Here is a 25,436-nt window from a genome sequence, read left to right on the forward strand (position 1 = left end):
AAATGCCCTTCTCGTTTTCTACACGAAGGGCATTTTTGTATCGCAGAGCTTTGCACTTTATTGAAATTAACACTGCTTAGCCTGTCTAACAATCGAACAAAAAGTGAGCCCTCGGTTAAAGAAACGCGACTAGCGCGGCGTTCCCAATATCCAATCTATTCCATGGATAGCAACGGTGGGAAATACGGTCGCATGCGACGCGCCGCCGATAACATGCAATTGTAGTGTTATGTTTTGATCTGCCTTAGCGTTGATTTTACTTGCCAATGCTTTGCTCCCCGCAACCATATCTTGACCCTCGCCAAACTCAGGCGTTTCAAAGCTTCCCACACCAATGTAAACACGCTTGGGCGATTGAGTTTCAGCCATTTCTAAGGTTAGTAAGTAATCGTCATTAAACCACACTGAAGGGCTAACAAGCACATAGTTAGAAAAGGTTTCAGGGGATTGCATGAGCACGTAGCCGCCAAATAGCCCGCCTAATGAATGCCCAATAAAAGTCCGTCGATTGGCGTCTACTCGATATGTAGACTCAATAAATGTTAATACATCTCGTCTAATAAATGACAGATACTCAGCAGCAAGACCGGTTTCCAGTTTCCAACTATCGGCTATGGCAGGAGTGTAGTCCCTTACTCTACTCTCTACGCCTTTTGATTCTAGGGAATAAGACAACCCCACTATGACCGCTTCTTCCATTTGGCCTACGTTTACTGGCATTCGCATAGAGCCTACAATAATAGGAAAACTGTAAGGCGCATCTGTTGTGTATATTACGGGGTAATCCTTGGAAGGAGATGCGTTATAGCTTTTTGGCAACTGTACAAATAACGTATATTTACGTGCAGTTTCCGTATCTTCTATTGTCACCATTTTGCTTCTAGGTAACGAAACAGACGCTTCAGAAATGATAGGTTTAATGATTGATTCAGCAAAAGCACATGAAAATGCACTTCCGACAAGAATTATTGCTGTTAGAAAGCGAAGCACCGTAACCCCTTAGTGGCTTAAACGGCATGTTATAACGCAGCTAATTTCAATTAACCACTGTTTGCACACCAAGGGTCACTTTTTGACTTCTCTATTTCTCGATTTCCCTTACCACTTGGCCATAAGCCAGCAGCGCGAACAGTCCCGTTCCGCCCACAATATTTCCTAGTAATGTTGCACCAATGAGTGAGAGTGTTTCAAGAACGCTTATTTTATTTTGCAGTGCTAACAAGAAAAGTTCTGTTGAACCGGCTATCACGTGCGTAAAATTTCCTATAGCAATTAAATAAGTAAAAATAACTATCATCAATATTTGAGAATGCTTAACCGATGGCTTCATCCATACAATAGCGGCAATGATAAACCCTGACGTAATGCCGTATGAGAAAGCGTCTGATGGTGATAGCTTGGCATAATGTTCAGAAATAGCGGTCATCCCTTCAACCAGCTCTGGTGGAACAGATTGCAGCGAAAAGCTGAAAAACGCAGCCAAAAAGGTGCCGAACATATTGGCGGTGAAAACGATGAACCACAGGCGCGCAATGCAAAAGCCCATATTGAACGAAGGTTTACTCAACAAAGGAAGAATGACCGAAAGCGTATTTTCGGTAAACAATTGAAGTCGACCAACAATCACCAGCACGAAACCAACCGTATAGCCCAAGTTTTCGATAACAAACTGATTGGGAGAGTTTGCAAAGAGGTGATGCAGAATTCCTTCAGCAAGAATTGAAATCGAGATGCCAATGCCTGCCGCCACACCAGACCACCACAATGACATCATAGGACGCTGAAGTTCTTCTAACCCTTCCCTGTGGACAATGGCATACAAAGAAACAGAATTTAAGCTCTGATTATCTCGTACATCTTTTTCTTCAGTATGACTAAGGGCAACGTCTTGCTCTTGGCGCCCAGACTCCTTTATTTTTTCCGTCACTCATGTCTCCTGCAACTCTTTGCTTAACTAGGACGTTTGCCTCAATTACATAGTATTTGGTCTACGACACAGTTATTTAACAGGCACTAACAGACCACCCTATTCGGTTACGTTGATTAAGCACGTTTTTGGTCACAATAATTTTGCCTATTTCAGATATAGCACTCATTTTAATAAAAAAGCCCGCGTGAACGCTGTTCACACGGGCTTTGATCTTATTAACGGCCGTTATAATGCTCGCAAAACGTAAAACATGAACTAAGGGTTCAACAAGGTTGGTTGCCCTAACCCAAGCGCTTTTAAACGTTCAAACTGGGTATCTTTGTCCCCAACTATCAAATAAATCATTCTATCAGGATGTACATATTTACCGTAAAGGCGCTTTATCTCACCCACGGTTAACGCTTTTACCTCAGCTTCTTGCTGTAAAACGTAATCATTGGGCAAGCCAAAGTCGCTAATTTCGCTAACCATATTCAATTTAGCGCCTAACGTTTCAAACGCCCTAGCGCCAGATTTAAGAGTAAACCCTTTCGTAACGTCTAAATCTTCATCTGAATAGTTTGTGCCAAACGCTGCTAATATATCCATGATAGCTTGCGTTGCTTCTAAGGTAACATTCGACCTTACAGCGCTTCGTATGGTGAATTCACCCGTGTATTGATCGCTAGAAAACGACGAACGAATGCCATAGGTGTAGCCTTTGTTTTCACGTAGTTCCTGCATAAGCTGTGAGGCGAAACCGCCCCCGCCTAAACGATAATTCATCACACTGACTTTATAAGCATCATCATGAGTAACATTCGGGGCGGAATGGCCGAAATAAAGCACTGACTGTTTAGCCCCAGGCACGTCATAGAAAAAGAGTTGGGCGCTTTCTGGCAGCTTGGGCTCTGGTACCTTCGCAAAAGTAACATCTTTTGGTAACCATCGCGCATTAAGTGGCGCTAGGCTTTTTACAGCGTCCTGTTGTTTGATGTCTCCCACAACATGGAACTTTGCCAATGACGGTGTGAAGTATTTCTCGTAATACTTTTTAACATCTTCGAGCGTTGTGTCATCTACAGTTTGCTTATCACCAAGAACCGTTTGAGCAAACGGATGCGCCTTTCCGTAAAGCAGTGTTTTAAACTCAACCGATGCAATGGCATTAGGGTTCGCTTTTATTTGTTCAATCTGGTTGATTGTATCGTCTTTAGCTAATTCAAACTCTTGTTCATCAAAGCGAGGAGAAAGTATCACTTCAGTGACAAGCTGCATTAAGTCACTGTAGTGCTTAGACAATACCGTTCCGCTAATAGTAATGTCAGTTTCAGAAGCACTGGCCTCCAGAGAAGCGCCTAAAAGCTCAATTTCCTGTTCCAGCTGCTCGGGTGTTTTTTCCGCCGTACCTTTAAGCAAGGTTGCGGCAAGTAAATTGGCGGTTCCTGTTTTACCTTCTGAGTCTAGAAGCATGCCACCATCCAGCTTTAACTCAAACGCGACCAATGGCACTTCGTCATTAGCAATACCCGTTATTTTGATGCCAGACGACAGTGTATTTTGCCAAACCTTAGGTGGTGTAATTTCTATTGATTCACCATAAGCAGGCTCTTTCGTGCGATCAAACGATGACGGAGTACGTTCGTATTCAGCCGCAACTGACGCATCAAAGCTCTCTTCCGCACCCGCGACAATTTGCTCCTCCACTACATTAGCTTCAGTAGAGCCGCTTAACACCAACTCTTGCTGTCCCTTAGGTACAAAGCTAGTGGCGACAAACGGTTTATCCTTGATATAGGTGCTATAAACACGCATTACATCTTGTTGTGAAACGCCCAAAATTTTCTGAACATCTTGGCTGATAAATTCAGCCCCGCCCGCAAAGATTTCGTATTGCGCCAATTGAAAACCTTTACCTAAGACGCTTGAAAGTCCTTGATAAAATTCTGTTTCTTGACCTGCTTTTATGCGCGCCAAATCCTTGGAAGAAATCCCGTCTTTCTCAAAGCGGGCGAACGCTTCATTAACTCCATCTGCAACAGTGTTTAAGTTCACGCCATTAAATGCCATTACCTGCAGCTGTAGCTGTCCAGCGATCTCAGCATCATAGCCATAAAGATAAACATCACTGGTGAGCTTCTTCTCGTCAACAAGCACCTTGTTCAGCGGAGCATTTTTGCCTTGGCTTAAGTACTGAGAAAGTACTTGAAGTGGATAATAGTCATCGTGATATTCAGGTACGGTTGGCCACACCATAGTTAAAAGTGGCGCTTGTGCAAAATTATCTATATGGAATCGTTTTTTAGTCTCATTGAGCTTCGCAGGTTGAGGCGGTAATTTATTGATTTGCTCTCCCGCAGGAATTTCATCGAAATACTTTTTAACCCACGCTTTAGTTTGATTTACGTCAATATCACCCGCGATGGTAAGCACCACATTATTAGGTACATACCATTTTTTGAAAAACTCTTTCACGTCAGCAAGCGTTGCGTTTTGCAGATCATCTAACGACCCAATCACTTGCCAACTATAAGGATGCCCTTCAGGGTAAAGGTTTTTATCAATCACATATTGATTGTGACCATAAGGACGATTATCCACACTCTGGCGCTTTTCGTTTTTCACCACCTGCTTTTCTTTGGCGAGCACAGGGTCTGTTACGGTATTAATGAAAAATCCCAACTTATCGGCTTCAGCCCAGATCATTTTTTCTAAAGCATCAATGGGTACAGTTTGGAAGTAATTGGTACTATCACGACTCGTCGAGCCATTTGCACCTGAGCCGCCAATTTTCGCACTGAGTTTATCAAGACCGCCTTTTCCCAAGTTCTCTGATTCGAGAAAAAGTAAGTGTTCAAACAAGTGCGCAAAGCCTGTTCGCCCTTCTTTTTCTCTGGCTGAACCCACATGCGCAGTGAGGGCGACTGCAGCAACGGGATCAGACCTGTCAACGTGCAGTACAACGGTAAGCCCGTTATCCAGAGTAAAACGCTCGTAGTCCACGTTGAACAGTGACGTATTTAGGGAAGCAGTACTATTATCTGCATTAGTGGTTGTTTCGCTGGTTATATCGGAAGCAGTTCGTACATTTTGTGGATCATTGGTGATATGCGTACACCCTGTCGAAACTGCACTTAATGTTATTACAGCAATTGCAGTGTACATTCTTGTTCGTTTGAATGTTTCAAGCATTATGTATGTTCTTTGCCAGTCAAAAATGTAACAAGTACCACAAGTGCACCACCAGTGCCATGACATTCCTTTTTCAGACATTTTAAGCATGCCTAAACGGGCAGCGTTCATCTTTTACAGAGTGAAATATAAACATATGATTTACATGAGTTTTATTGCTTTTTTTCAACGCTCAATACCCTGTAGCTAGAGCAACCTTAATTAGCTACCGACATAGTTCGTTACATTTTCCACACCTCAATTTTGAACAAATTAGGTAATTTACAATCTACATCTATTACACAAGCCATGTCGTGATAAAACTTTGATCTAACGAGCAATCTACGAAAAGTGAGAACCGAAGCCGTGTTAAATCTAAAACAGAGCGTTAAGAACAACCTGCCTTTCATTTTATTTATGGTTTTGCTTTTCTCGTTTCGAAGCAGTGTTGCTGATTGGTATTATGTCCCTACAGGCTCTATGGAGCCCACCATTCAAGTAGGCGACCGCGTAGTGGTTGATAAATCAGCCTACTCGCTAGAACTGCCGTTCACAGACGTTGTTGTCGCGAAAACTGGTAACATCAATCGCGGTGACATTGTAATCATTGACAGTAATGCAGCTGATACCAGACTCATTAAACGTGTGGTTGCCATTGAAGGTGATAAGGTCAAATTAGAAAACAACGTTCTTTTTATCAATGGTGAAAAAGCAACGTTAAGCGTCAAAGGTCACAATCTTTATTCCGAGCAGATTTTAGGTCAAACACGAACCATAGCGCTTAACCCATTACCTAGCCCTGCGAAAAACTTTAATTTGATCACTGTGCCCAGAGATCACGTGCTAGCAATGGGGGATAATAGGAACAATAGCGTTGATTCTCGTTATTATGGCTTCATTCCAATTGAAGAAATTCAGGGCAAAGCCAACTCAGTTGCATTTTCACTAGATCCGGACGATATGTATTTACCGCGAAAAGACAGGCTTTTCACATCACTTCAGTAGGGCTGAACAATACCCTTACTTGCAAAAAGGCCAAGCTAGACCTTTACTTGCGTTCAATTTTTCGGCAAAAAAAATCTGGTCAGATCTGATAAAGCGGTGATATTTACGTATATAAAGAAAAATGTAGGGGCAATTGCATATACGTAAATTCTTACTAATGAATTACAAATAGCGGTCTTGTTCCTTATCAAATTCCCATTTCCTCAACACCAATTAACTAAGCCGCAACCCTTTATTTTTACGCTGTTTTTAGTTTAACTTCACGGCCGCTTCATCCCGCTTCACATTTAAAAAAGTAATACATGGTTTACACACTTTGTAACCAAGTGTCACATCTTTCGTGTTTTCCCCTATTGCAACTTAAGTATTAGGAGTGCTATTCATAATTTTGCAACATCATCGTGTTGCAAAAACACACAACAAGTAAAATGGAAATAAGGAAATAACAATGAAACAAGGTCGTAAAGTAAGTGCAATTGCAGTGGGATTAGCACTTTCAGGATTAACCTCTCTATCTCCTGCGTATGCACAGCAAGCTGACGAAGAAGCAGCCAACCTTGAACGAATTGCAGTCACCGGTTCTCGTATCAAACGTACAGATATGGAAGGCCCTTCACCTATTCAATCAATAGATGCAACAATGATTGAAGGCATGGGCTATGAAAACCTTCAACAGTGAGGGCCTATTGACCATTGATATACAATTTTGCAGCGCCTGTGTGTTATCTAGACAAGGCGAATGTTTGTAGGTCTAGTGGCTCTAAATCGAGAACATTCAACGCAGTATAGGTAACACACAGGCACTGCCCGAAGGGGGCGTCATGGAAGCATTTTACTTTTTGTCGCAGCTCTTAAACTTAGTCCACTAGGTCTGCAGAGCTGCTCCGCAATTAAACTGCTTCCATCTAGCCCAAAATTGTATATCAATGGTTAATAGGCCCTTAAGCGTATGCCGGCCACAGGTGCGGGTACCTTCTCGACACGTAATAACAGCCAAGATTCAACAGCCAATGGCGCGGCAGCGGTATCCCTCAGAGGTATGGGACCAGATGCAACGCTTGTTCTAATAAACGGACGTCGCGTGGCAATAAGTGCCTTTGCTGAAAGTATCACTAACTCATTTGTTGATATTAACTCTATTCCTGTATCTGCCATCGAACGAATCGATATATTAAAAGATGGCGCTTCTGCGATTTACGGCTCAGACGCTGTTGCTGGTGTAGTAAACGTAGTACTGAAGAAAGACTACGAAGGTCTAGAGATTAATGCAGGTTATGGTGGTACAACAGGCCCAAGCTATGATGAGACCACCGCCAGTATTCTATGGGGCTCTCAAAGCGATAAAAGCAGTGCTACAGTTATCATCGACTATTTCAACAACAGCACGCTTGGCGCTGACGAAATGGGTCGATTCGGAACAGCTAACCAATCACCTTATGGTGGTATGGACTTCCGTTCTTCACGAGGTTACCCAGGTTACTTCTATGTGGATGGTGTTAAAACTATCGACCCTGATTGTCCAGAAGATAGCGCAACGGCGTCTGGCAGCTGTCTGTTCGATTATGGCCCATTTGGTTTAACCATCCCGGCTTCTGAGCGCGTAGGCTTTATTGGTCAGTTCGACTATAAAATTGGCGACGAAACCACAGCATTTATGGAAGTTGCAATGCAGCACAATACGTCTGAAGCAGGCGGTGCAGCAACACCTCTTGATGAAGATGCTGGTTTAACCGTTCCGGGTACTCATCCTGATAACCCGTTCGGACAAGACATTGAAATTGGTCGCTACCGCCCTGTTGACGCAGGTGCCCGTCGCTGGGATATCGAATCTGACACCCTTCGTTTAGTCGCTGGCCTTCGTGGCACGTTCAATGATTACGATTGGGAAGCATCTGTACAAAAAGGCCGTAGCCGTTCAGAACAAAGTGGTGATCAGTCACAAGGCTGGGTTCGCGTTGACTGGCTTCAGGAACAAATTAACCTTGGTAACTACAACCCGTTTGGTGGCGTTACTAACCCGCAAAGTGTAATTGATGATATTACTACTAGCCTTGTGCGCCGTGGTGAATCTCGAATGACCAGCGTTGACGCTCACATTACCGGTGAAGCATTCAGCTTCGGCGACGATGTTGTCATGATGGCAGCAGGTGTTGAATATCGCGAAGAGCAAGTATCTGACGTTCCTGATGTTCAGTTCCAGCGCGGATTAATCTTCGGTACAGAATCGGTTTCTGCCTCTGCTGAACGCGACCAGTATGCTGCATACTTAGAGCTATCTATACCTTTAGCTGAACAGCTTGAGCTTCAACTAGCTGGCCGCTACGACCATTACAGTGACTTTGGTAGTACAACTAACCCTAAAATAGCATTACGTTGGGCGCCAAGTGATGAAGTAACCGTGCGCGGTTCATGGGCTCAGGGCTTTAGAGCACCGTCTCTTGCACAAGTTGGCCTTGGGCCATCACAGAAAAGTGTTTTCTTCGTAGACAAATATCGCTGTGATGCAACAGGTCAAGATTGTGAATCGTTGGATTACAATATCGAGTTTGCGGGTAACCCTAACTTGGATGCAGAAGAGTCAGAATCTTGGAACGTAGGAGTTATCTACGCACCTATTCAAGAATTAGGTCTGAGCATTGATGTATGGAGTATTACGCAGGATAACAAAATTGATGAGCAGCAATTCGGTTTAGTTTACGACGCGGAATGTAATAACCAAGACAGCACAATCTGTGTTCGCTTAGATCCGCAGCCAGGCGAGTCATTAGGTGTAATTCAAAAGATTTTCAACACCTACCAAAACGTATCATCTCAAGAAGCGTCTGGTGTTGATTTCAGCGCTAACTACCGCATGGAGTTGCAAGAGTTCGGTAACGTACGCTTTAACCTTGATTGGTCTTACATGAACGAGTTCGAAAAAGACGGTCTTGAGTACACTGGCGAATATGGCTATCCAGAACACCGTTGGTTATTCGGCACAACCTGGTCTAAAGGTGCGTTCGATGCCAACTTGAACATTAGCTTTGTTGGTGAGTTTGAAGACACGCCTGACATTGATTTCGACGGTGTGTTGGACTTTGAAGAAAATACCTCGAGAACAGTTGATTCTCAAATGTTGGTGGACTTGCAGTTTGGTTACAACTACAGCGATAACCTTCGCCTTGTAATTGGTTCAAACAACTTGCTTGACGAAGAGCCTCCGTTTGCTATTGGTGATGGTGATGGCGACTTATACGGCTATGTAGGCGGCGTGCACAACCCGCGTGGCCGCTTCGTATACTCTAAACTAACTTACCGCTTCTAAAAGCCTATAAGACGAAAAGCGCTCAACGGCATTGCTTAACAATGGCATGCCTTGAGCGCTTTTTTTCATTCATGTATTAACGTGTGTTTAGGAAAAAAGATATTCAAAGAGCACCGTAGTGAGCCATGCGAGAATCACAGGCAATACAATCATCACATAAACCATAACCTCAGCCCCCACCTTTTCGGCGCGCCATGCCTCCATCATCTTCACTTTAAACCTACGCTTCAGCAAGTAGGTGTAAAAAACTAGAAATACCAAAATTATAAGAATCTTTAGCATTTAGACTCCAACCGAATCGGTTAAACGGCCAAACAGGACGAAACTCTTAGGTGGCGAAAGTTCCGTCAAGTCGCTTCGTTGCGTTTTTTCTCTGTTGCAGGGACTATACCTTCGCAATACACACAGCGAACCTGTCCTCAATATCTGAATTAGCTCAACCTGATTGGAAATGAGGTAAAAAAAATGCCAGCTAAGCTGGCATTTTTTTATATGTATTTGCTTCTTTTGCAACGCTTACAATCCGAAATGAATAAGCACCAAATTACCTATTGCTGCACACAGCATAGCAAGGAAAGTCAGGATCATACCCGCGAAGCGCTGCCAGCTAACGCCTGAGTGACGACCTAAGCCATAGGCATGTAATACACGGCCAAATAACAGTGCGCTCCCCAATGCGTGAACAGCCCACACTTGGCCAGTATTGGCTTCAAAACACGCTATCATAATAAGGGTGATGGGTACGTACTCGCTAAAGTTGCCGTGCGCTCTAGTCAAACGACTTAGATCTTCATGACCACCATCGCCAATTCCCACTTGGTGGCGACGTCTGGCGCCAATGACTAAAAACGACAAATACAGGTAGCAAATACCCAGTAAGCTGGCGTAAAACGCCGTGATTGGCAAAACCATGGTCTACTCCACATGTTCTAGTTATATCGCGTTGTATTAATCAGCGCTTAATTCAACATTCATGGTTGTCATTAAACGTTATCCGCTAATAAGTTACAAGCAACAAAAAAGGCCGCCTAAGCGACCTTTTGTTGACGTTGTTGGCAATTAACCTAAACGTTCAGCAAGTTCAGCACTCACTTCTTCAACTGGGCGCGTACCGTCAAGCTTGTGGTACTCACAGTTTCCAGCTTCCGCTTCAGCGCTGTAGTAGTTCACAAGCGGCTTTGTTTGCTCATGGTAAATCGCAAGACGCTTGCGCACTGTTTCTTCTTTATCGTCATCACGAACGATTAGGTCATCGCCTGTTTCGTTGTCTTTACCTTCCACCTTTGGTGGGTTGTAAACAACGTGGTAAACGCGACCTGATGCAGGGTGTACACGACGGCCACCCATACGTTCTACGATTACATCATCAGGAACGTCAAACTCGATGCAATGATCAACAGTGACACCTGCTTCTTTCATTGCATCAGCCTGAGGAATAGTGCGAGGGAAACCGTCTAATAAGAAACCGTCTTTACAGTCATCTTGTGCAATACGCTCTTTTACTAGGCCAATGATAATCTCATCAGATACTAGTTTGCCTTCATCCATTACACGCTTTGCTTCAAGGCCTAGCTCTGTACCTGCTTTAATTGCAGCACGAAGCATGTCGCCCGTTGAAATTTGTGGAATGCCATATTTGCCCATTAAAAACTGAGCTTGTGTGCCCTTACCCGCGCCAGGAGCGCCGAGAAGAATGATTCGCATGAGTGCGTTCTCCGCTTATGATTTTTAAACTTTTTACTTCGGGCACTTTACACATTCAACACTGGGGTGACAAGTGTAAGCAGTACCGTAAAGTTAATCTTAAGACTAATGGCGAATATATGTTCAGCTTATAGGCACTTTTGTAAATTTGCGCCTACACCCATTCAGTAACTCATCCTATTTAAGATGAATAAGCTAACTCTTAATATGATTAACTTGAAATTTTAGACCGCCAAAATATAGCACAATAAAATGGCTAAACTTACTTTTGTTAGTCGTAGAAATAAAAAAACGGGCATTACGCCCGTTTTTAAATGTAAACCTAATGGTTTATTGCTTTATTTAGCTAACTTCATTAGAAGCGTGTTCAAGTTCTGTACAAAACTAGATGGGTCTTTCAAGCTACCCTGTTCTGACAATGCAGCTTGATCAAACAATACGCCTACCCACTGATTAAACAGCTCTTCATCTTGGGTATCTGCCAGCAGCTTCACCAAGCTATGCTCAGGGTTAAGTTCAAAGTGATACTTCACGTCTGGCACGGTCTGCCCTGCTGCCTGCATAAGCTTCATCATTTGCGTAGTCATGCCATTGTCATCTGCTACGATGACCGCAGGTGAATCTGTTAAGCGATGGGTAAATTTAACGTCTACAACCTTATCGCCAAGTGCAGTTTTAGCTCGCTCAAGAACACCTTCAACTTGCTTTTCTGCTTCTTCTTGCGCCTTCTTAGACTCTTCGTCTTCTAAGTCGCCTAAATCTAAGTTTCCTTTCGCAATTGAGACAAACTGCTTCTCGTTAAACTCAGTAAGGTGAGACATTAACCATTCGTCAATGCGCTCGCCCATCAATAGCACTTCAATTCCTTTCTTGCGGAAAATCTCAAGGTGAGGACTAGACTTGGCAGCTTGCAAGCTATCTGCTGTCACATAGTAAATCTTATCCTGGCCTTCTTTCATTCGCTCAATATAGTCAGCTAATGATACGGTTTGTGCATCAGACTCACCGTGTGTAGAAGAGAAGCGTAGCAAGCCAGCAATTTTCTCGCGGTTACTGAAATCTTCAGCCGGCCCTTCTTTTAACACGTTGCCGAATTCATTCCAGAACGACTGATATTTTTCATTGTCGTTCTTCGCCATTTTTTCAAGCATCTGTAATACGCGCTTAGTACAACCTTGGCGTAGCGCTTGCGTTATCTCATTGTCCTGTAGAATTTCACGAGACACGTTAAGCGGAAGATCATTGCTGTCTAGCAAACCTTTAACAAAACGTAGATAAGTAGGCATGAACTGTTCGGCGTCGTCCATAATGAAAACGCGTTGAACGTAAAGCTTAAGACCATGACTTTGGTCGCGATTCCACATATCAAACGGCGCTTTAGAAGGGATATACAATAAACTTGTATATTCTGTTTTACCCTCTACTTTGTTATGCGCCCATGCAAGCGGATCAGCAAAGTCATGAGAGATATGCTTGTAGAATTCGTTATACTCGTCATCAGTAATCTCAGACTTTTCACGAGTCCAAAGCGCGGTGGCTTTGTTTACAACTTCCCATTCACCAGGCTGGCCTTCAATTTTTTCGCCATCAGGGCCTTCACTTTCAGGCACTTCATCTTTCCACATCTGCACAGGAATACTGATGTGATCAGAATACTTACTTACGATAGAGCGTAAACGCCATGCATCAGCAAATTCTTTTTCGTCTTCGCGTAGGTGAAGCGTAATCTCGGTGCCGCGTGTAGGCTTGTTGATTTCGGCAATAGTGAATTCACCTTCACCGTCTGAAATCCACTCAACACCTTGCGATGCATCTGCACCAGCAGCACGAGTTCGCACCGTTACTTTGTCAGCTACGATGAACGCAGAGTAAAAGCCAACACCGAACTGGCCAATGAGTTGTGAGTCTTTAGCGCTATCGCCAGAAAGTTTGCTAAAGAAGTCTTTAGTGCCTGACTTAGCAATTGTACCCAAGTTCGCAATGACTTCATCGCGAGTCATACCAATACCGTTATCGGTAATGGTGACGGTATTTGCTTCTTTATCGACGCTAAGCTTTACGTTTAACTCGCCATCGTTTTCGTAAAGACTGTCATTTTCTAGCGCACGAAAGCGTAACTTATCCGCAGCATCTGCCGCGTTTGACACTAACTCACGTAGAAAAATTTCTTTGTTTGAATACAAAGAGTGAATCATCAGATGAAGAAGCTGTTTTACTTCTGTTTGAAAACCGTGGGTTTCTTTTTGGGCTGCTTCAGCCATAATCCAATATCTCCTCGTTGAATGGATCACGTTTGATGTTAAACAGGTAAGGTCGCTCAACGCACTTTTCAACGTTTAGAACGAAAATTTATTTTTTATAAGGAGATTTATCTTCAATAAAGTTTGATGTTGAGTATTTTGTGGGCGAGCGATAAGAGAGAACGTGACGTAGGCCCGCCAGATGCGGACCCACGTTGAGTGTTTTAATTACTAAGAATGGGTATACCCCAATTTACAGTACTATAGTTTGCGGCGACCCGAAAATGCGTGGGTGAGAGTATTACCATCAATATACTCGAGCTCTCCCCCAACCGGCACGCCGTGGGCAATTCGAGACGCATCAACGTTATGGCTTGCACAAAGTTGAGCGATATAATGTGCCGTGGCCTCCCCCTCTACAGTCGGGTTTGTGGCGAGGATAACTTCATTTATCCCACCTGCGGCAAGACGAGCCTCAAGCTCAGTAAGACCAATTTCTTCTGGCCCAACGCCGTCAATAGGAGACAAATGACCCATAAGCACAAAATACTGCCCCTTGTAACTTAAGGTTTGTTCGATTGCTAGTACGTCTTGTGGGCTTTCAACAATGCATAACAAGCCACTTGCTTCTCTTTCAGGGTGACGACAAATGTCACATAGCTCGTCTTCAGTAAATGTTCTGCAGCGCTTACAATGATGAATATGCTCCATGGCATTGTGTAATACGTTGCTTAAATCAATTGCCCCAGTGCGATTACGCTCTAATAGGTGGAATGCCATACGCTGAGCGCTCTTGTTGCCAACGCCGGGAAGACACGTTAGTGCCTGAATTAATTCTGAGAGTAGCGGACTGAACTTCATAGTATTTACTGCTTTGGTGCTTTTTCTTTTTGATTCGAGCTTTCGCGGTATTTAATCACGTTCCGCTTTGCTTGGTCGAGCTTAACTTCATAAATGTTGCCCCCAAATAACCCCTTGTACTCTTCATCGGTGAAAACCAGCGTGTTGTCGTCATAAAACGTCACTGCCTCTTTTTGTGTGACTACGCCTAAATCAATACGCGACACATCGCCACTGAAGAAGTTATCGCCTTCAAAATTTTCAAATAACCACAGGCTTGTTGAATCTAACAGCACCAGTTTAGTCCTATCAGGGCTTATTGCAGCCGATGTGATCCAGCATAACTTTTCAAGGGTGGTACAGGTTTTAAATTCGCCGATGAGCTGTGCGTCAAAGTTAGCGGCATGATCCCCCACCTTATACAACTTGGTGATGCCATCGAAGGGTTTTGTTCTATTTTTTGTAAACAGGTAGAGGTTACGCTTGTACTCTACAAACGCTTCCAAATCGTAGTTCTTGTCTTTCGGTTTTACTTTTCCTTTTCCCATTTCCGGGTAAGTAAACTTAATGATTTCTGCTTCTGTGGTATCGGTTTTTATGTCAATGGGGTTTTCAATTTTATAAATCGTTAACCAGCGTCGCTTGTTGTCATTGTTGCCGAAGTCTCCCAAAAAGAAATGACCGAAACTGTTTTGTGTCATGTCTTCCCAGTCGACGTTTTTGGCATTTGTAACTGTAACTTCCCTCTCAATAGTTCCATCTTTATTGAGCATATAAAGGATGGGTCCATCGCCACTGTCGTTAATGGCCCAAAGCCTTTTGTATTTATCGTATTCTATACCTGAAATTTCCTTAAGCTTCGGGTCGACCGTTACTGTTTTCATTTTAAACAGGTCGTGAATACTCATAAAAAACAACACAGTTGCGATGGGTAGTAAAATAACCGTGGTGATAACTAAGCCTTTCCTTAGCACTACTAAAACCTCTATTTTAACGAGTTAACTTTCGCGATTAGCGGTTAACTGAACACGTTGAGTTTTCTGAAAGATAAAAAACGCAATGATACAACGATCATTCAACTATTTGGGACACTTTTTCTACGGAACAACGGTTAAATGAGATTTTACAGTTAATGTCGATGAGTTGGGCATGCGCTCAATATTTGTAAGCTGTGTATCAGCCCATAATTATCAACGTATCATGCTGAAAACAAGCCTAACCTTTATCAGTAAGTAGACGTTGACGTCCATCTTTATTGAATACGGTTTCATCGTGCTTTATGAATTTTTCAATGATTGACTGCTCATGGTCAGTAAATGCAGTTTCAAAATTTTGGTGACCAACGCTCACTGTAGCTTTTTGCCCATTTGCTAACTTTTCGTTAGCCAGCGCTAACTGACTAATGAAATCATTTAACGATATCCGATTGTATGTAAAGATCCCGGGCTTACTCAATGATGCAGGTGTGAGTAAGTCATCATGTTCAAGCATAAAGGCGTGTTTGAAAATTGCTTGAGACTTTGTGAAGCAGGCAGTAGGGCTGCGCAGAGTAGCAGCTTCTGGAAGCGCTTTAATACGGACGCTCTGACCATTGTCTGCGGTTTGCCAAGTTACACCACACACACTAACACTAAATGCATCCACCTGATTAGCAGTTTCCTTTCGCGCTAGCGTTGAGACGGTATCCAATGCTTGAAGCTCAGCAAGAACTTGAGGTAAAGACGTCATTGAGAGCTTTTCAATTGTTATCTTTCCCGTGTTGGACTGATAAGTAACCTTCAGCGTGTTCTCTAGATAGTAGACTTGGCCTGTGTCCTTCCAAAGGGATACAGCGGTATTATTGATAGACGGGTTTTCGACGGCACAATCGCGTTGGGCCTGAAAGCGTTTTAACATTTTTGCTAACACAGCGTCCTCCCTCATTTCGAACTGCCACATTCTATTATTTGTGTTCCTTTGCTATGCGCAAGCTAAATGACTGAATGTGACAGTGTTTTAATGTTACGGAAGAAAGGCCTGGTTGAACTATTGCTAAAAATACTTATTTAAAACTGATAGCACGTTAGATTTTACGTGCGTATACCGACACCACAAACGTTAATGATAACTATTATCATATTGTAAAGTGTGCGAGAATGGCAGCATGGCTTGATGACTAAGTAAGTAGGAAAACGAATGCGAAATCTTATAAACGCAACCGTAACCCAAGTTCACCATTGGAATGACACTCTGTTTAGTTTCAAAACAACGAGAGAATCATCTTTTCGTTTTGAAAGTGGTCAATTCGTTATGATTGGTCTTGAAGTAGATGGTAGGCCACTGATGAGGGCCTACAGCATCGCAAGCCCAAATTATGATGAGGAATTGGAATTTTTTAGTATTAAGGTGCCAGATGGTGCGCTTACTTCTCGCCTTCAAAATATAGAACCTGGTGACCAGGTAATGATTAATGTTAGGCCTACAGGTACGCTCGTGCCTGGTTTCTTGTTACCCGGAAAACATCTTTATTTGCTCAGCACTGGTACAGGTCTAGCACCATTTATGAGTATTATCAGAGATCCTTTCATTTATGAAAGCTTTGAAAAAATTATATTAGTTCACGGAACGCGGTGGCGCTCTGAACTTGCCTATCAAGACGAAATTGAGCACCAACTTCCTAACAACCCTTATTTCGGTGACGAAGTGCGTGAGAAACTCATTTACTATCCTACTGTCACGAGAGAAAGTTATGAGAAAAACGGTATCGCTCACGAAGGACGGATAACGAAGCTAATTGAAAGCGGAAAGTTGATGGATGATATAGGTATGCCTGAATTAGACACTGAAAATGACAGATTCATGCTATGTGGCAACGACAACATGCTACAAGACCTTATGTCTATGCTAGACGACAAGGGCTTCTCGAAAGCTAACTCGCGTCGTCAGGGGCATTATGTAATTGAACAAGCATTTATAGAAAAGTAATGCGCAACGCATTTGCCTGACCATCGGCAACATTTTAAGTTTTCAATAAAAATCGCCGGCGTGTTGCCGGCGACTTTCTATGATTTCACTCGCAAAATACTTGCAAGCTGTATCGCTTCTAGCTTTACATAATTATTTAAAACGGCATTTTGAAGCCAGGAGGTAATGGCATTCCGCCAGTTACATCACCCATCTTCTCTTTGCTAGTTTCTTGAACTCGACGTACCGCGTCGTTAAATGCTGCAGCAACCAAATCTTCAACCATATCTTTGTCGTCGTCCATCAATGACTCATCAATGTCTACACGACGCACGTTGTGGTTGCACGTCATGGTTACTTTAACCATGCCTGCACCCGCTTCACCTGTTACTTCAATTTTGGCTAGGTCGTCTTGTGCTTTTTGCATGCGCTCTTGCATTTGCTGCGCCTGCTTCATGATATTGCCCATTCCACCTTTAAACATAATTTTTGTCTCGCTTCGTTTTGGTGTTAATAATTCTGCTATCGCGCTTTAACCGAATCGGTTAGCACTGACGCATCGAAAGTCGATAGCAATGCTTGAATTGTATCATCGGTTTTAATCACCGAGTGTGCATGCGCATGGCGCATGACATGAATCTCTTGTTGTAACGCAAAAGGTGTAGATGCTGGTTCACCTAACGTGATATTTACTTCAACGTTTTCACCCAACCCATGATGGATTGCATCAACCAATTGCTTTTTCGCACTATCATTTAATAAATGCGTCTGACTATGGTCAATTTCAAGGGACACTTGATTGCCCGCTCGAGAAAATGATGCGTGCAGCACCAATTGTTTGAGTAGACCAGCAACCGGCATTTGCTCAACTAGATTGCTCCATTCGTCAATTTGGCTAGCGTGAGTTAATTTGCTTCCGTCATTTAAGTACGCTTTTAACTGCCCGTTATAGGTACTGCTCAGCGGCGTATCAAAATTTAGAGCATCCCGCGCGAAAGACCGATCTCCCGCACTTTCCATCTGCTCAGGGGCACTGTCGTAATTCGAACTGCTATCAGAGGGCGCTTCAACATAATCAGCACCTTCAACGTGTTGAGGTGGTTGATTATCGTAATCAGTAGCCCAAGGCGGCATATCTTCAACCGGTGTTTCCGAGTTTGATTGCGCCTCAGATTCGTCATTTGAAAAAGGCATATCATCTTCAAATTCATCAAGCGAGAAATCGCTCGTGTGGTTTGAGCTAGAATGATTCTTTTCTGACTCGCTAGTATGCATAGCGTCAGAAGAATGCGCATGAGTATTACCTAAAGACGAGCCTGAATTAGTACTTTCTTGTTGAGGAGTGTCATCGCGCGCAACACTATTATCTTTATGTTCTGAACCGCTATCTATACGCTCCGGGCTGTTCTCTCTAAGCTCTGGGCTATTATTTAGAGGCTTAGGGCTATGATCTTGCAGCTCACGGCTGTCTTCATGCCCAACGGGGTTTAAATCCCCCCTCTTGATTTCGTTATCAGCGCTAGGCTGCCCTGAATTGTTATCGTTACCCTTGTTAACTCCATGTGCAGTTTGTGCAGTACTCAAAGCCTCGGCTTTGCTTCTGGTAAAGCGCGCTTGAATATCACTTGCACTTTCGGTCTTAGCATTTGCTGCGCTGGTACTTTTTGCTTCTGCGTCTTGTGCTTTTCTTTGCTTTAACTTTTGACGAAGTGCCAACATATCAGCCGTAGATGTCAGCTGCTCTTCGGCGGTTAATGAGGACACTTCATTTTCGTGCGCCAACGACTCGCTGTTTTTGTCAGAGCCTTTAGCGTTATCAGAGCCTTCAGCGTTCTGAGAGCCCTCAGCGTTATGAAAACCTTCAGCGGTTTGAAAACCGTCAAAACCTAAGGAACCATCATCTTCTGACGGAGGTGGCATATTGTCCATGTACGCATCTAACGGAGGACCATCGAAATGCTGCGCGGCTTCGTTATGGGGCGCACTGACTTCACTTGGCGTTGGTTCAAGCTCTGCAGCAACGCTTTCTGTTTGTACCGCTTGTAACGCGGTGTTTTCTACGGGTAGTTCTTCAATAGACGAAGTTGGAGCTGGCTTTATGGATTCATGATCATGTGAAGCATCACGCTCAAGTGCTGTTGTTTGAGTTGTCGTTGCACCTGACTCTGCATGAGGTAGCGCCGACAGAGTATCACTTCCTCTCAACTCGCTTTCATCAGCGGCTGCGTGTTTCTGCTCTTGCTGTGATTCAAATGGAGACGTCGATTGTTCTTGCTGCTCTTTTTCGATTATTGATGTAGCAAGTGAGTCTGGGGTAGATGGCGCACTTTCTAACGACTGTTCAGAGGTAGATTCAACCGATAGATGTGAAGGCGTCTCCTCCTGCACATTGGTTGCAGAAGTTTCGCTTAACGGCGCTTCCTCCTGCTTACCGACGTTTCCCGGGCCACCACTGGAAGAAGCATGATCTACAGGTAAACTATGCTCACTCCTCCCGTTTTCAATCTCACTTGAAGTGTCGTCGATGGGGGTGTTTGGTGCAAACGACATCATTCGCATCAATGTCATTTCAAACGCACTTTTTCCATCAGCAGCAAACGGTAAGTCTTTTCTTCCTTGCAGTGCAATCTGATAAAGCAGCTGTACTTGCTCAGCAGGGATAGTTTTCGCTAATTGAAATATCGCTTTAGCCGATGTGGTTTCTAGCTTACATGCTTCAGGCACCCATTGCGTTAACGCTATTTGGTGCAGCAGGCTAGCCAATTCGCTGTGTACGTTGTCATAATCGGGGGCTTGCTCTGCGATGTCATTAACTAACTGTAATACATCAGCAGGACTTTTACTTACTACCGCATGAATCACTTTAAGTAACTGGTTCTTGTCCATCAGCCCCAGCATATCGGTTACCACCGATGCCAGCACTTGATTTCCACCCTGTGCAATCGCTTGGTCAGTTAAACTTAGCGCATCTCGCATACTGCCTTGGGCGGCTCTTGCCACAAGCGCTAGCGCTTGTGGCTCGAAAGGCAGCTGTTCATGCTCTAAAATATGCTGCAGCTGTCCAACAATCTGCTCCCGAGACATGGCTTTCAAGTTAAACTGCAAGCAACGGGATAAGATGGTTATCGGAAGCTTTTGAGGATCGGTGGTCGCCAGTAAGAACTTAACGTGTGGAGGTGGCTCTTCCAGCGTTTTTAACAGCGCATTAAAGCTGTGTTTTGAAAGCATGTGTACCTCATCGATAAGGTACACTTTGTAACGCCCGCGAGTGGGTTTGTATTGCACGTTATCAAGAAGCTCGCGAGTATCCTCAACTTTGGTTCTTGATGCAGCGTCAATCTCTAACAAATCAACGTAGTTCCCCTGCTCTATCTCTTTACAGGTGTTACATTGACCGCAAGGGTTTGCCCCTTGTCCTTCTTCGCAGTTAAGGCTTTTCGAAAAAATACGTGCAATGGTAGTTTTACCTACGCCTCGCGTACCTGTAAACAGATAAGCGTGGTGTAGACGATCGTTATCCAAAGCATTTGAAATGGCAGAGACAACATGTTCCTGACCCACAAGTTCACTGAACTTGCCCGGTCGCCACTTCCTTGCTAGTACCTGATAACTCATTATTACGTATTTCGCCTTTTGCTAGTTATGCTTTATAGCGATTATTCGCCTTCAAACTCACAAATAGAGTAGCTTTCTATATCAAGCGTACTCAATTTCTTCTCGCCACCTAGGTCCGGTAAGTTAATAACAAAACCTGCATGGTTTACTTCACCGCCTAGTGAACGAATTAGTTTCGCAGAAGCGGCTATCGTTCCACCAGTTGCAAGTAAATCGTCAATAAGAAGGACTTTATCACCTGGCTCAATGGCATCTTTATGGATTTCCAATGTATCCATGCCATATTCAAGCTCGTAGCTCTCGCTAACTACTTCACGAGGAAGTTTGTTGGGTTTTCTCACTGGAACAAAACCAATGCCCATTTCGATGGCCAATGGCGCACCAAAAAGGAACCCGCGTGCTTCAGTACCTGCTATCTTGGTAAATCCCATACCTTGATACTTTTTTACAAGTAACGAGATACAGCTACTAAATGCTTTGTGATCTTCTAAAACGCTGGTCACATCTCTAAATAAAATACCTGGCTTTGGATAGTCAGGTACGGTTTTCACTACTGATTTAATATATTCTGCAGTCACAATTATGCCTTGAATGTCTGCGTTATAACCAGAAGGTGAACCAGCCGGCGATGATATGCATCAACGGGAACGCGATTAGAGTTACTAGCGATGCTAGAAAGTACCACTTGTTATAGACTTCTTTGAAATCTGAATTGTCAGCCATTTGCACTACCTAAACAATTTTGTGAACAAAAAAATGGTGCTAAATGTTAATCGAAAGCAAGCCCGATTGACAGCGCTAATATGATCGATCGCTCACTTTCAGACCAGATCCTGGCGAAAGTTTAATATAAAGCAGGTAAATAGTAATGGTTACTTAGGATACTGGAAGCAGTATTCCTTTTTGTAACATGTCAGTGAGGGTCTGGTTCATACCATTTATAAGCACGTTTGAAGGAATTTGGGGAAGTTGTTGGCACAACGACTCAGCTAATTGTTCTATTTCCATCCCCAGTTCATTTTGTTCCAGCGTGTTGACTAAAATAGCCGTCACCGGATTAACATGAGCAAATTGAACGTCAAACTCACGGTCTCTGTAAACAACGTAGAACTGCTGTTCTTCGGCAGGTTGCTCTGGGATATAATCCTCACCAATTAGATGGACTTCGAACTGATATGCCGCCAACGAGGCATACGGTGACACCCTAATTGCGGTAACATTGTTTCCTTGTTGATAAAATTCTATTTCGTCTTCGTTTTTTCTGATACTGACGTCAAGCTCAAGCCACTCATAGTGAGCAAGCTCCGCAGCAAAGTCGGGCAGAGTAATATCGAAGATTGGCTCTGTTGAAAGGTACTCAACGAACTCTTTACTTATTTCAGCAAAATAAGGAGAGCGGCATTCGTGCTCAATAAAAAATTGACGCACAATACTCTCCCAGCCTTTTTCACCATACTGTTTTACCACAATAGATTTTAAAACGGGAAAACCGGTACTGACGAAATTATCGATGTTGTTAAAAAACAGGGATTGATAGATTTTCATACGACGAATGTGATCAGCGTCGGTATCACAAAATGTCTGCGGGTCTTTGATCGCATCAACGAACGTTTTTTGAGTGGTTTGAAATGACTGAGTCACGCGACACTCCCTTTAACGTTTGATGCTTGAACAGCTTCGCATTTTGCTTGAATTTGCTTAATTTTCTTCACTTCCGCTAATAATTCGCTTAACGGGGGAATATTAAAATCACGCTCTAGCAAAGTCGGAAATACGCCGTGAGTAAGGTAAGCATGCTCCAACAGCGCCCAAACTGGCTCAATGACATCAGCCCCGTGAGTATCAACTTTCAAATCCTCTGCTTCATCATAATGACCAGCAATATGGCCATACACAATTTTGTCTGAGGGCAAGCCGTTAATGAACGCTTTCGCATCGTATTTATGGTTGATACTGTTCACGTAAACATTGTTTACGTCGAGAAGCATTTTGCAACCCGATTCATTTAGTATGCTCTTGGTAAATTCAAGTTCATCCATCTCTTGGCCTGGCGCAATGTAATAAGAGACATTTTCTAAGACCAGCGGTCGTTCGATGATATCTTGAACTTGAACAATTCGAGATACTACGTGCTTAATCGCGTCTTCAGTAAAAGGAATTGGCATCAGATCGTACATATGCCCATTGCCAGAACAAAAGCTTAAGTGCTCGCTATACAATGCAATATTGTTTGCATCTAAAAATCGCTTAACGGTTTTTACAAACTCGACATCTAGTTTGTCGCTACTTCCGATAGACAAAGATAAACCATGAGTTGTAAAGGGAGCTTGCGAAGACGCTTGCTGAAATTGTTCTTGGTACTTCCCACCAAGTGGGATCCAATTTTCAGGGGCTACTTCCCAAAAATCGACTTCAGATGGCAATGTAGGTAAAAGCGCTTTTAGCATTTCCCGACGAAACCCAAGACCTGCGCCACAGATGTTTTTCATATCTTCCCCTTTACCGCATGGGATTGCACAATTGTAACGTACGTTACTAGACAAAAAAGGCCATCATTCGACAGCCATTTTTTTGCTAAGCGTAACTCGTGTAGCCTTCATCATTCTTTTTCAAGCTACACGATGCTTTTCGAATGGCGGTTACATGCTACCGCATTTGCCTTCGCCGCACTTGCCTTCTTTACCAGCTTTCTTGTCGCCGCCACATTTACCTTCGCCGCACTTGCCTTCTTTGTCTGCTTTCTTGTCGCCGCCACATTTGCCTTCGCCGCACTTGCCTTCTTTGTCAGCTTTCTTGTCTCCGCCGCACTTACCTTCGCCACACTTGCCTTCTTTTTCAGCTTTCTTGTCGCCGCCACACTTACCTTCGCCGCACTTGCCTTCTTTCTCTGCTTTGTCGCCGCCACATTTACCTTCGCCACACTTGCCTTCCGCAGCGAATTGGCTGTAACCAGATTCTAATGCTTGCATACCAAATGGATTTACATCTGCTACTGCAACCGTTGACGCCAAAGAGCCAATTACAACTGCACCCAACGCTGTCGCTACTGATGATTTTTTGATTTGTTTCATTGATGTACCCTCAATAATATTAGTCATGTTTGACGTACAGTAAGCACGTGTACTTTAAAAGACCCTGTGGGCTTAAAGGATATTTCACAAAAATTAATTTTTTTACAATTAATTTTTATGACATTGATATTAAAAGGTTTTATATTAACAAAAGTGTATCTGCATACTTTTACAATAAGTTAACAGGAAAAGTTAAGTACAGTACCTACAAAAAGTACAGGGTAAACGCGGTGAAGCAACAATTTTATCTAGGTCAATGGCAAGTCGATGTAACCAGCAATACGCTATCTCTCGGCAAGCTTAAGAGGACTATAGAGCCGAAAACCATGGATGTTCTGCTGCTGTTGTGTCAGCAAAAAGGAGAAGTAGTATCCTCTGACGAGATCGTTGCTCAGTGCTGGCCTAAACATATTTGTTCACTACCTCGAAATTTAGCTTTATATAAAAGCGTATCAGCCGCTTGCAACAGAGAAGTTATGTTCTCATAACAAAGATTTTCATTCGCTGCCACTCCCATATTAACTGTGAGCTTTTTATTTGACACGAGTATGAAGTGCCTGACACTGAGTGGGGCACGGAGCCGCCCGATTCGTATAGGCAACAGTTGTACAGTTGGTAAGGAAAGAGTTATTTATTCGCACTTTGATAGGATTCTAATATTGTAGAGTCACTTATATATGTAGTAACCAGATTCAAACTATCAACAAGTTCATCTTTGTACCTACTGTGATTTGAAACTGCCAAATAGGAAGGTACGGTCAATTTGTCTGAAATACTTACCTCAACTAATCGACTACCTAATGCCTCTGTATAAAATTGATAGGGTTGTTTGTAGCTAATTAGATAAGACGTTCTTCCAACATCAAAAAGGTGAATCGCGTCGCTACTTGTCGGCATATCAAAAAATTCAAAACCTTCTTGCTTAAGTGCCTGTCGAATCCCTAAATAGTCATAGCCGCGAATTGCCGAAATTGACTTACCATCCGCAAGTTGTCCGTTATGTAGAAGTACAATAGTTAAGTAAACAAATGGAGCGTTTATAAATGTAGCGTTCTGATCTAACGCTGAAGTACCTCTGACATTAATTGTGAGATCGACCTTCCCGGTCTTCACACGTTCAAACAAACGAGCCGGAGGCATGCATTCAACTAACACGTTATAATTCATTTTAGTCAATATGGCTACAGTTGCATCTATCGCTACACCATGACAACGCGAAGAGTCGGGTTCTTTAATTACTAATGGCGGAAACTCAACGACACCAAGCGTAATAGACTTTTTTGTTTTTAAATTTTCTTCAGAGCTTGCGCAATACGCCCAAGAAATAAGAATTAAGCAATAACCTAAAAGAACCTTACGTTTCACATTTTTACCGATTTATTCATTGATAAATTACTTATATAGAATTTTGCGAATAAATAATAGGAAGGAGATGTTATTACTAGATCTCTCCCAGTCAAAATATGCTTACAGCACAAGCACACAAGAAATGGGGTCAGAGTACATTTCTCTGACTTAACGGCATTGGGGGGTAAGGGAATGACTATGTTCTGATGTTTAAAGTAATAAAGTACTCTGACCCCAATTTGAGGTTTTGCTGGGGGGAATGGGGATTAATGTACTCTGACCCCATT

At 43.2% G+C, this 25,436-nt stretch carries 22 protein-coding genes and 1 pseudogene; 5 read left to right on the plus strand and 18 right to left on the minus strand.

Annotated elements, in window-relative coordinates; genetic code table 11:
* Positions 1–129: 129 nt before the first annotated feature.
* From ACFI6J_RS17090 to ACFI6J_RS17100, 3 genes are all read right to left on the minus strand, one after another.
* A complete protein-coding gene (locus ACFI6J_RS17090; protein ID WP_156086620.1) occupies positions 130–990 on the minus strand; it encodes an alpha/beta hydrolase in 861 nt (286 codons plus the stop codon).
* A 91-nt stretch (positions 991–1,081) separates the two neighbouring features.
* Positions 1,082–1,927, minus strand: coding sequence for a formate/nitrite transporter family protein (locus ACFI6J_RS17095; protein ID WP_014950037.1), 846 nt, complete (start codon positions 1,925–1,927; stop codon positions 1,082–1,084).
* Between the two features lie 258 nt (positions 1,928–2,185).
* Positions 2,186–5,101: a M16 family metallopeptidase gene (locus ACFI6J_RS17100; RefSeq protein ID WP_342351284.1), complete on the minus strand. Its 2,916-nt coding sequence runs from the start codon at positions 5,099–5,101 to the stop codon at positions 2,186–2,188.
* Positions 5,102–5,431: 330 nt separating this feature from the next.
* On the opposite strand from ACFI6J_RS17100, the gene lepB reads away from it, so the two are divergent.
* From lepB to ACFI6J_RS17115, 3 genes are all read left to right on the plus strand, one after another.
* Positions 5,432–6,085: a signal peptidase I gene (gene lepB, locus ACFI6J_RS17105; protein WP_278347211.1), complete on the plus strand. Its 654-nt coding sequence runs from the start codon at positions 5,432–5,434 to the stop codon at positions 6,083–6,085.
* Positions 6,086–6,533: 448 nt separating this feature from the next.
* The gene (locus tag ACFI6J_RS17110; protein WP_156086623.1) at positions 6,534–6,764 is read left to right on the plus strand and encodes a hypothetical protein; all 231 of its coding nucleotides are present in this window, start codon (positions 6,534–6,536) and stop codon (positions 6,762–6,764) included.
* A 270-nt stretch (positions 6,765–7,034) separates the two neighbouring features.
* Positions 7,035–9,389 carry a TonB-dependent receptor gene (locus ACFI6J_RS17115; RefSeq protein WP_348671066.1) on the plus strand — a complete coding sequence of 785 codons (2,355 nt, stop codon included), beginning with the start codon at positions 7,035–7,037 and terminating at the stop codon, positions 9,387–9,389.
* Between the two features lie 516 nt (positions 9,390–9,905).
* Here ACFI6J_RS17115 and ACFI6J_RS17120 read toward each other — a convergent pair.
* From ACFI6J_RS17120 to ACFI6J_RS17145, 6 genes are all read right to left on the minus strand, one after another.
* Positions 9,906–10,301, minus strand: a complete 396-nt coding sequence (locus ACFI6J_RS17120; RefSeq protein WP_014976958.1) for an MAPEG family protein — start codon at positions 10,299–10,301, stop codon at positions 9,906–9,908.
* 147 nt (positions 10,302–10,448) lie between these two features.
* Entirely contained in the window at positions 10,449–11,093 is a 645-nt protein-coding gene (adk, locus tag ACFI6J_RS17125; protein WP_014950043.1) for an adenylate kinase, read from the minus strand.
* Positions 11,094–11,431: 338 nt separating this feature from the next.
* On the minus strand, positions 11,432–13,354 hold the full coding sequence (htpG, locus tag ACFI6J_RS17130) for a molecular chaperone HtpG (protein WP_462586284.1): 1,923 nt from the start codon (positions 13,352–13,354) through the stop codon (positions 11,432–11,434).
* 240 nt (positions 13,355–13,594) lie between these two features.
* Positions 13,595–14,194 (minus strand): recombination mediator RecR, encoded by a 600-nt coding sequence (recR, locus tag ACFI6J_RS17135; RefSeq protein WP_014950045.1) that lies wholly within the window; start codon positions 14,192–14,194, stop codon positions 13,595–13,597.
* A gap of 5 nt (positions 14,195–14,199) precedes the next feature.
* Positions 14,200–15,147 carry a hypothetical protein gene (locus tag ACFI6J_RS17140; protein WP_014950046.1) on the minus strand — a complete coding sequence of 316 codons (948 nt, stop codon included), beginning with the start codon at positions 15,145–15,147 and terminating at the stop codon, positions 14,200–14,202.
* A 241-nt stretch (positions 15,148–15,388) separates the two neighbouring features.
* Entirely contained in the window at positions 15,389–16,081 is a 693-nt protein-coding gene (locus ACFI6J_RS17145; protein WP_231514306.1) for a hypothetical protein, read from the minus strand.
* Positions 16,082–16,348: 267 nt separating this feature from the next.
* Between ACFI6J_RS17145 and ACFI6J_RS17150 the strand changes: the two genes are divergently transcribed.
* Positions 16,349–17,137 carry a ferredoxin--NADP reductase gene (locus tag ACFI6J_RS17150; RefSeq protein ID WP_049588633.1) on the plus strand — a complete coding sequence of 263 codons (789 nt, stop codon included), beginning with the start codon at positions 16,349–16,351 and terminating at the stop codon, positions 17,135–17,137.
* Between the two features lie 136 nt (positions 17,138–17,273).
* On the opposite strand, the gene ACFI6J_RS17155 is transcribed toward ACFI6J_RS17150, so the two are convergent.
* From ACFI6J_RS17155 to ACFI6J_RS17185, 7 genes are all read right to left on the minus strand, one after another.
* Positions 17,274–17,600 carry a YbaB/EbfC family nucleoid-associated protein gene (locus tag ACFI6J_RS17155; RefSeq protein WP_014950049.1) on the minus strand — a complete coding sequence of 109 codons (327 nt, stop codon included), beginning with the start codon at positions 17,598–17,600 and terminating at the stop codon, positions 17,274–17,276.
* Between the two features lie 38 nt (positions 17,601–17,638).
* The gene (gene dnaX / locus ACFI6J_RS17160) at positions 17,639–20,731 is read right to left on the minus strand and encodes a DNA polymerase III subunit gamma/tau (protein WP_462586285.1); all 3,093 of its coding nucleotides are present in this window, start codon (positions 20,729–20,731) and stop codon (positions 17,639–17,641) included.
* A gap of 41 nt (positions 20,732–20,772) precedes the next feature.
* A complete protein-coding gene (apt, locus tag ACFI6J_RS17165; RefSeq protein ID WP_278346214.1) occupies positions 20,773–21,309 on the minus strand; it encodes an adenine phosphoribosyltransferase in 537 nt (178 codons plus the stop codon).
* Positions 21,310–21,331: 22 nt separating this feature from the next.
* Positions 21,332–21,454 (minus strand): hypothetical protein, encoded by a 123-nt coding sequence (locus ACFI6J_RS17170; protein WP_256253717.1) that lies wholly within the window; start codon positions 21,452–21,454, stop codon positions 21,332–21,334.
* A gap of 153 nt (positions 21,455–21,607) precedes the next feature.
* Positions 21,608–22,372, minus strand: a complete 765-nt coding sequence (locus ACFI6J_RS17175; protein WP_278346213.1) for an HvfC family RiPP maturation protein — start codon at positions 22,370–22,372, stop codon at positions 21,608–21,610.
* Positions 22,369–23,220: an HvfB family MNIO-type RiPP peptide maturase gene (locus ACFI6J_RS17180; protein WP_039225174.1), complete on the minus strand. Its 852-nt coding sequence runs from the start codon at positions 23,218–23,220 to the stop codon at positions 22,369–22,371. The genes ACFI6J_RS17175 and ACFI6J_RS17180 overlap by 4 nt, the downstream gene beginning before the upstream one ends.
* Before the next feature lie 150 nt (positions 23,221–23,370).
* Positions 23,371–23,802, minus strand: a complete 432-nt coding sequence (locus tag ACFI6J_RS17185) for an HvfA family oxazolone/thioamide-modified RiPP metallophore (protein ID WP_014976963.1) — start codon at positions 23,800–23,802, stop codon at positions 23,371–23,373.
* A gap of 47 nt (positions 23,803–23,849) precedes the next feature.
* Here ACFI6J_RS17185 and ACFI6J_RS17190 point away from each other — a divergent pair.
* A pseudogene (locus tag ACFI6J_RS17190) lies at positions 23,850–24,206 on the plus strand (winged helix-turn-helix domain-containing protein); the annotation flags it as partial.
* Here the strand turns inward: ACFI6J_RS17190 and ACFI6J_RS17195 are convergent.
* Together ACFI6J_RS17195 and ACFI6J_RS17200 are read right to left on the minus strand one after the other, a co-directional pair.
* Positions 24,194–24,403, minus strand: coding sequence for a diguanylate cyclase domain-containing protein (locus ACFI6J_RS17195; protein ID WP_232375942.1), 210 nt, complete (start codon positions 24,401–24,403; stop codon positions 24,194–24,196). The pseudogene ACFI6J_RS17190 and the gene ACFI6J_RS17195 overlap by 13 nt on opposite strands.
* 26 nt (positions 24,404–24,429) lie before the next feature.
* Positions 24,430–25,167, minus strand: a complete 738-nt coding sequence (locus ACFI6J_RS17200) for a substrate-binding periplasmic protein (protein ID WP_156086633.1) — start codon at positions 25,165–25,167, stop codon at positions 24,430–24,432.
* Between the last annotated feature and the right edge of the window lie 269 nt (positions 25,168–25,436).

The organism is Alteromonas sp. G4i13, from assembly GCF_054960505.1.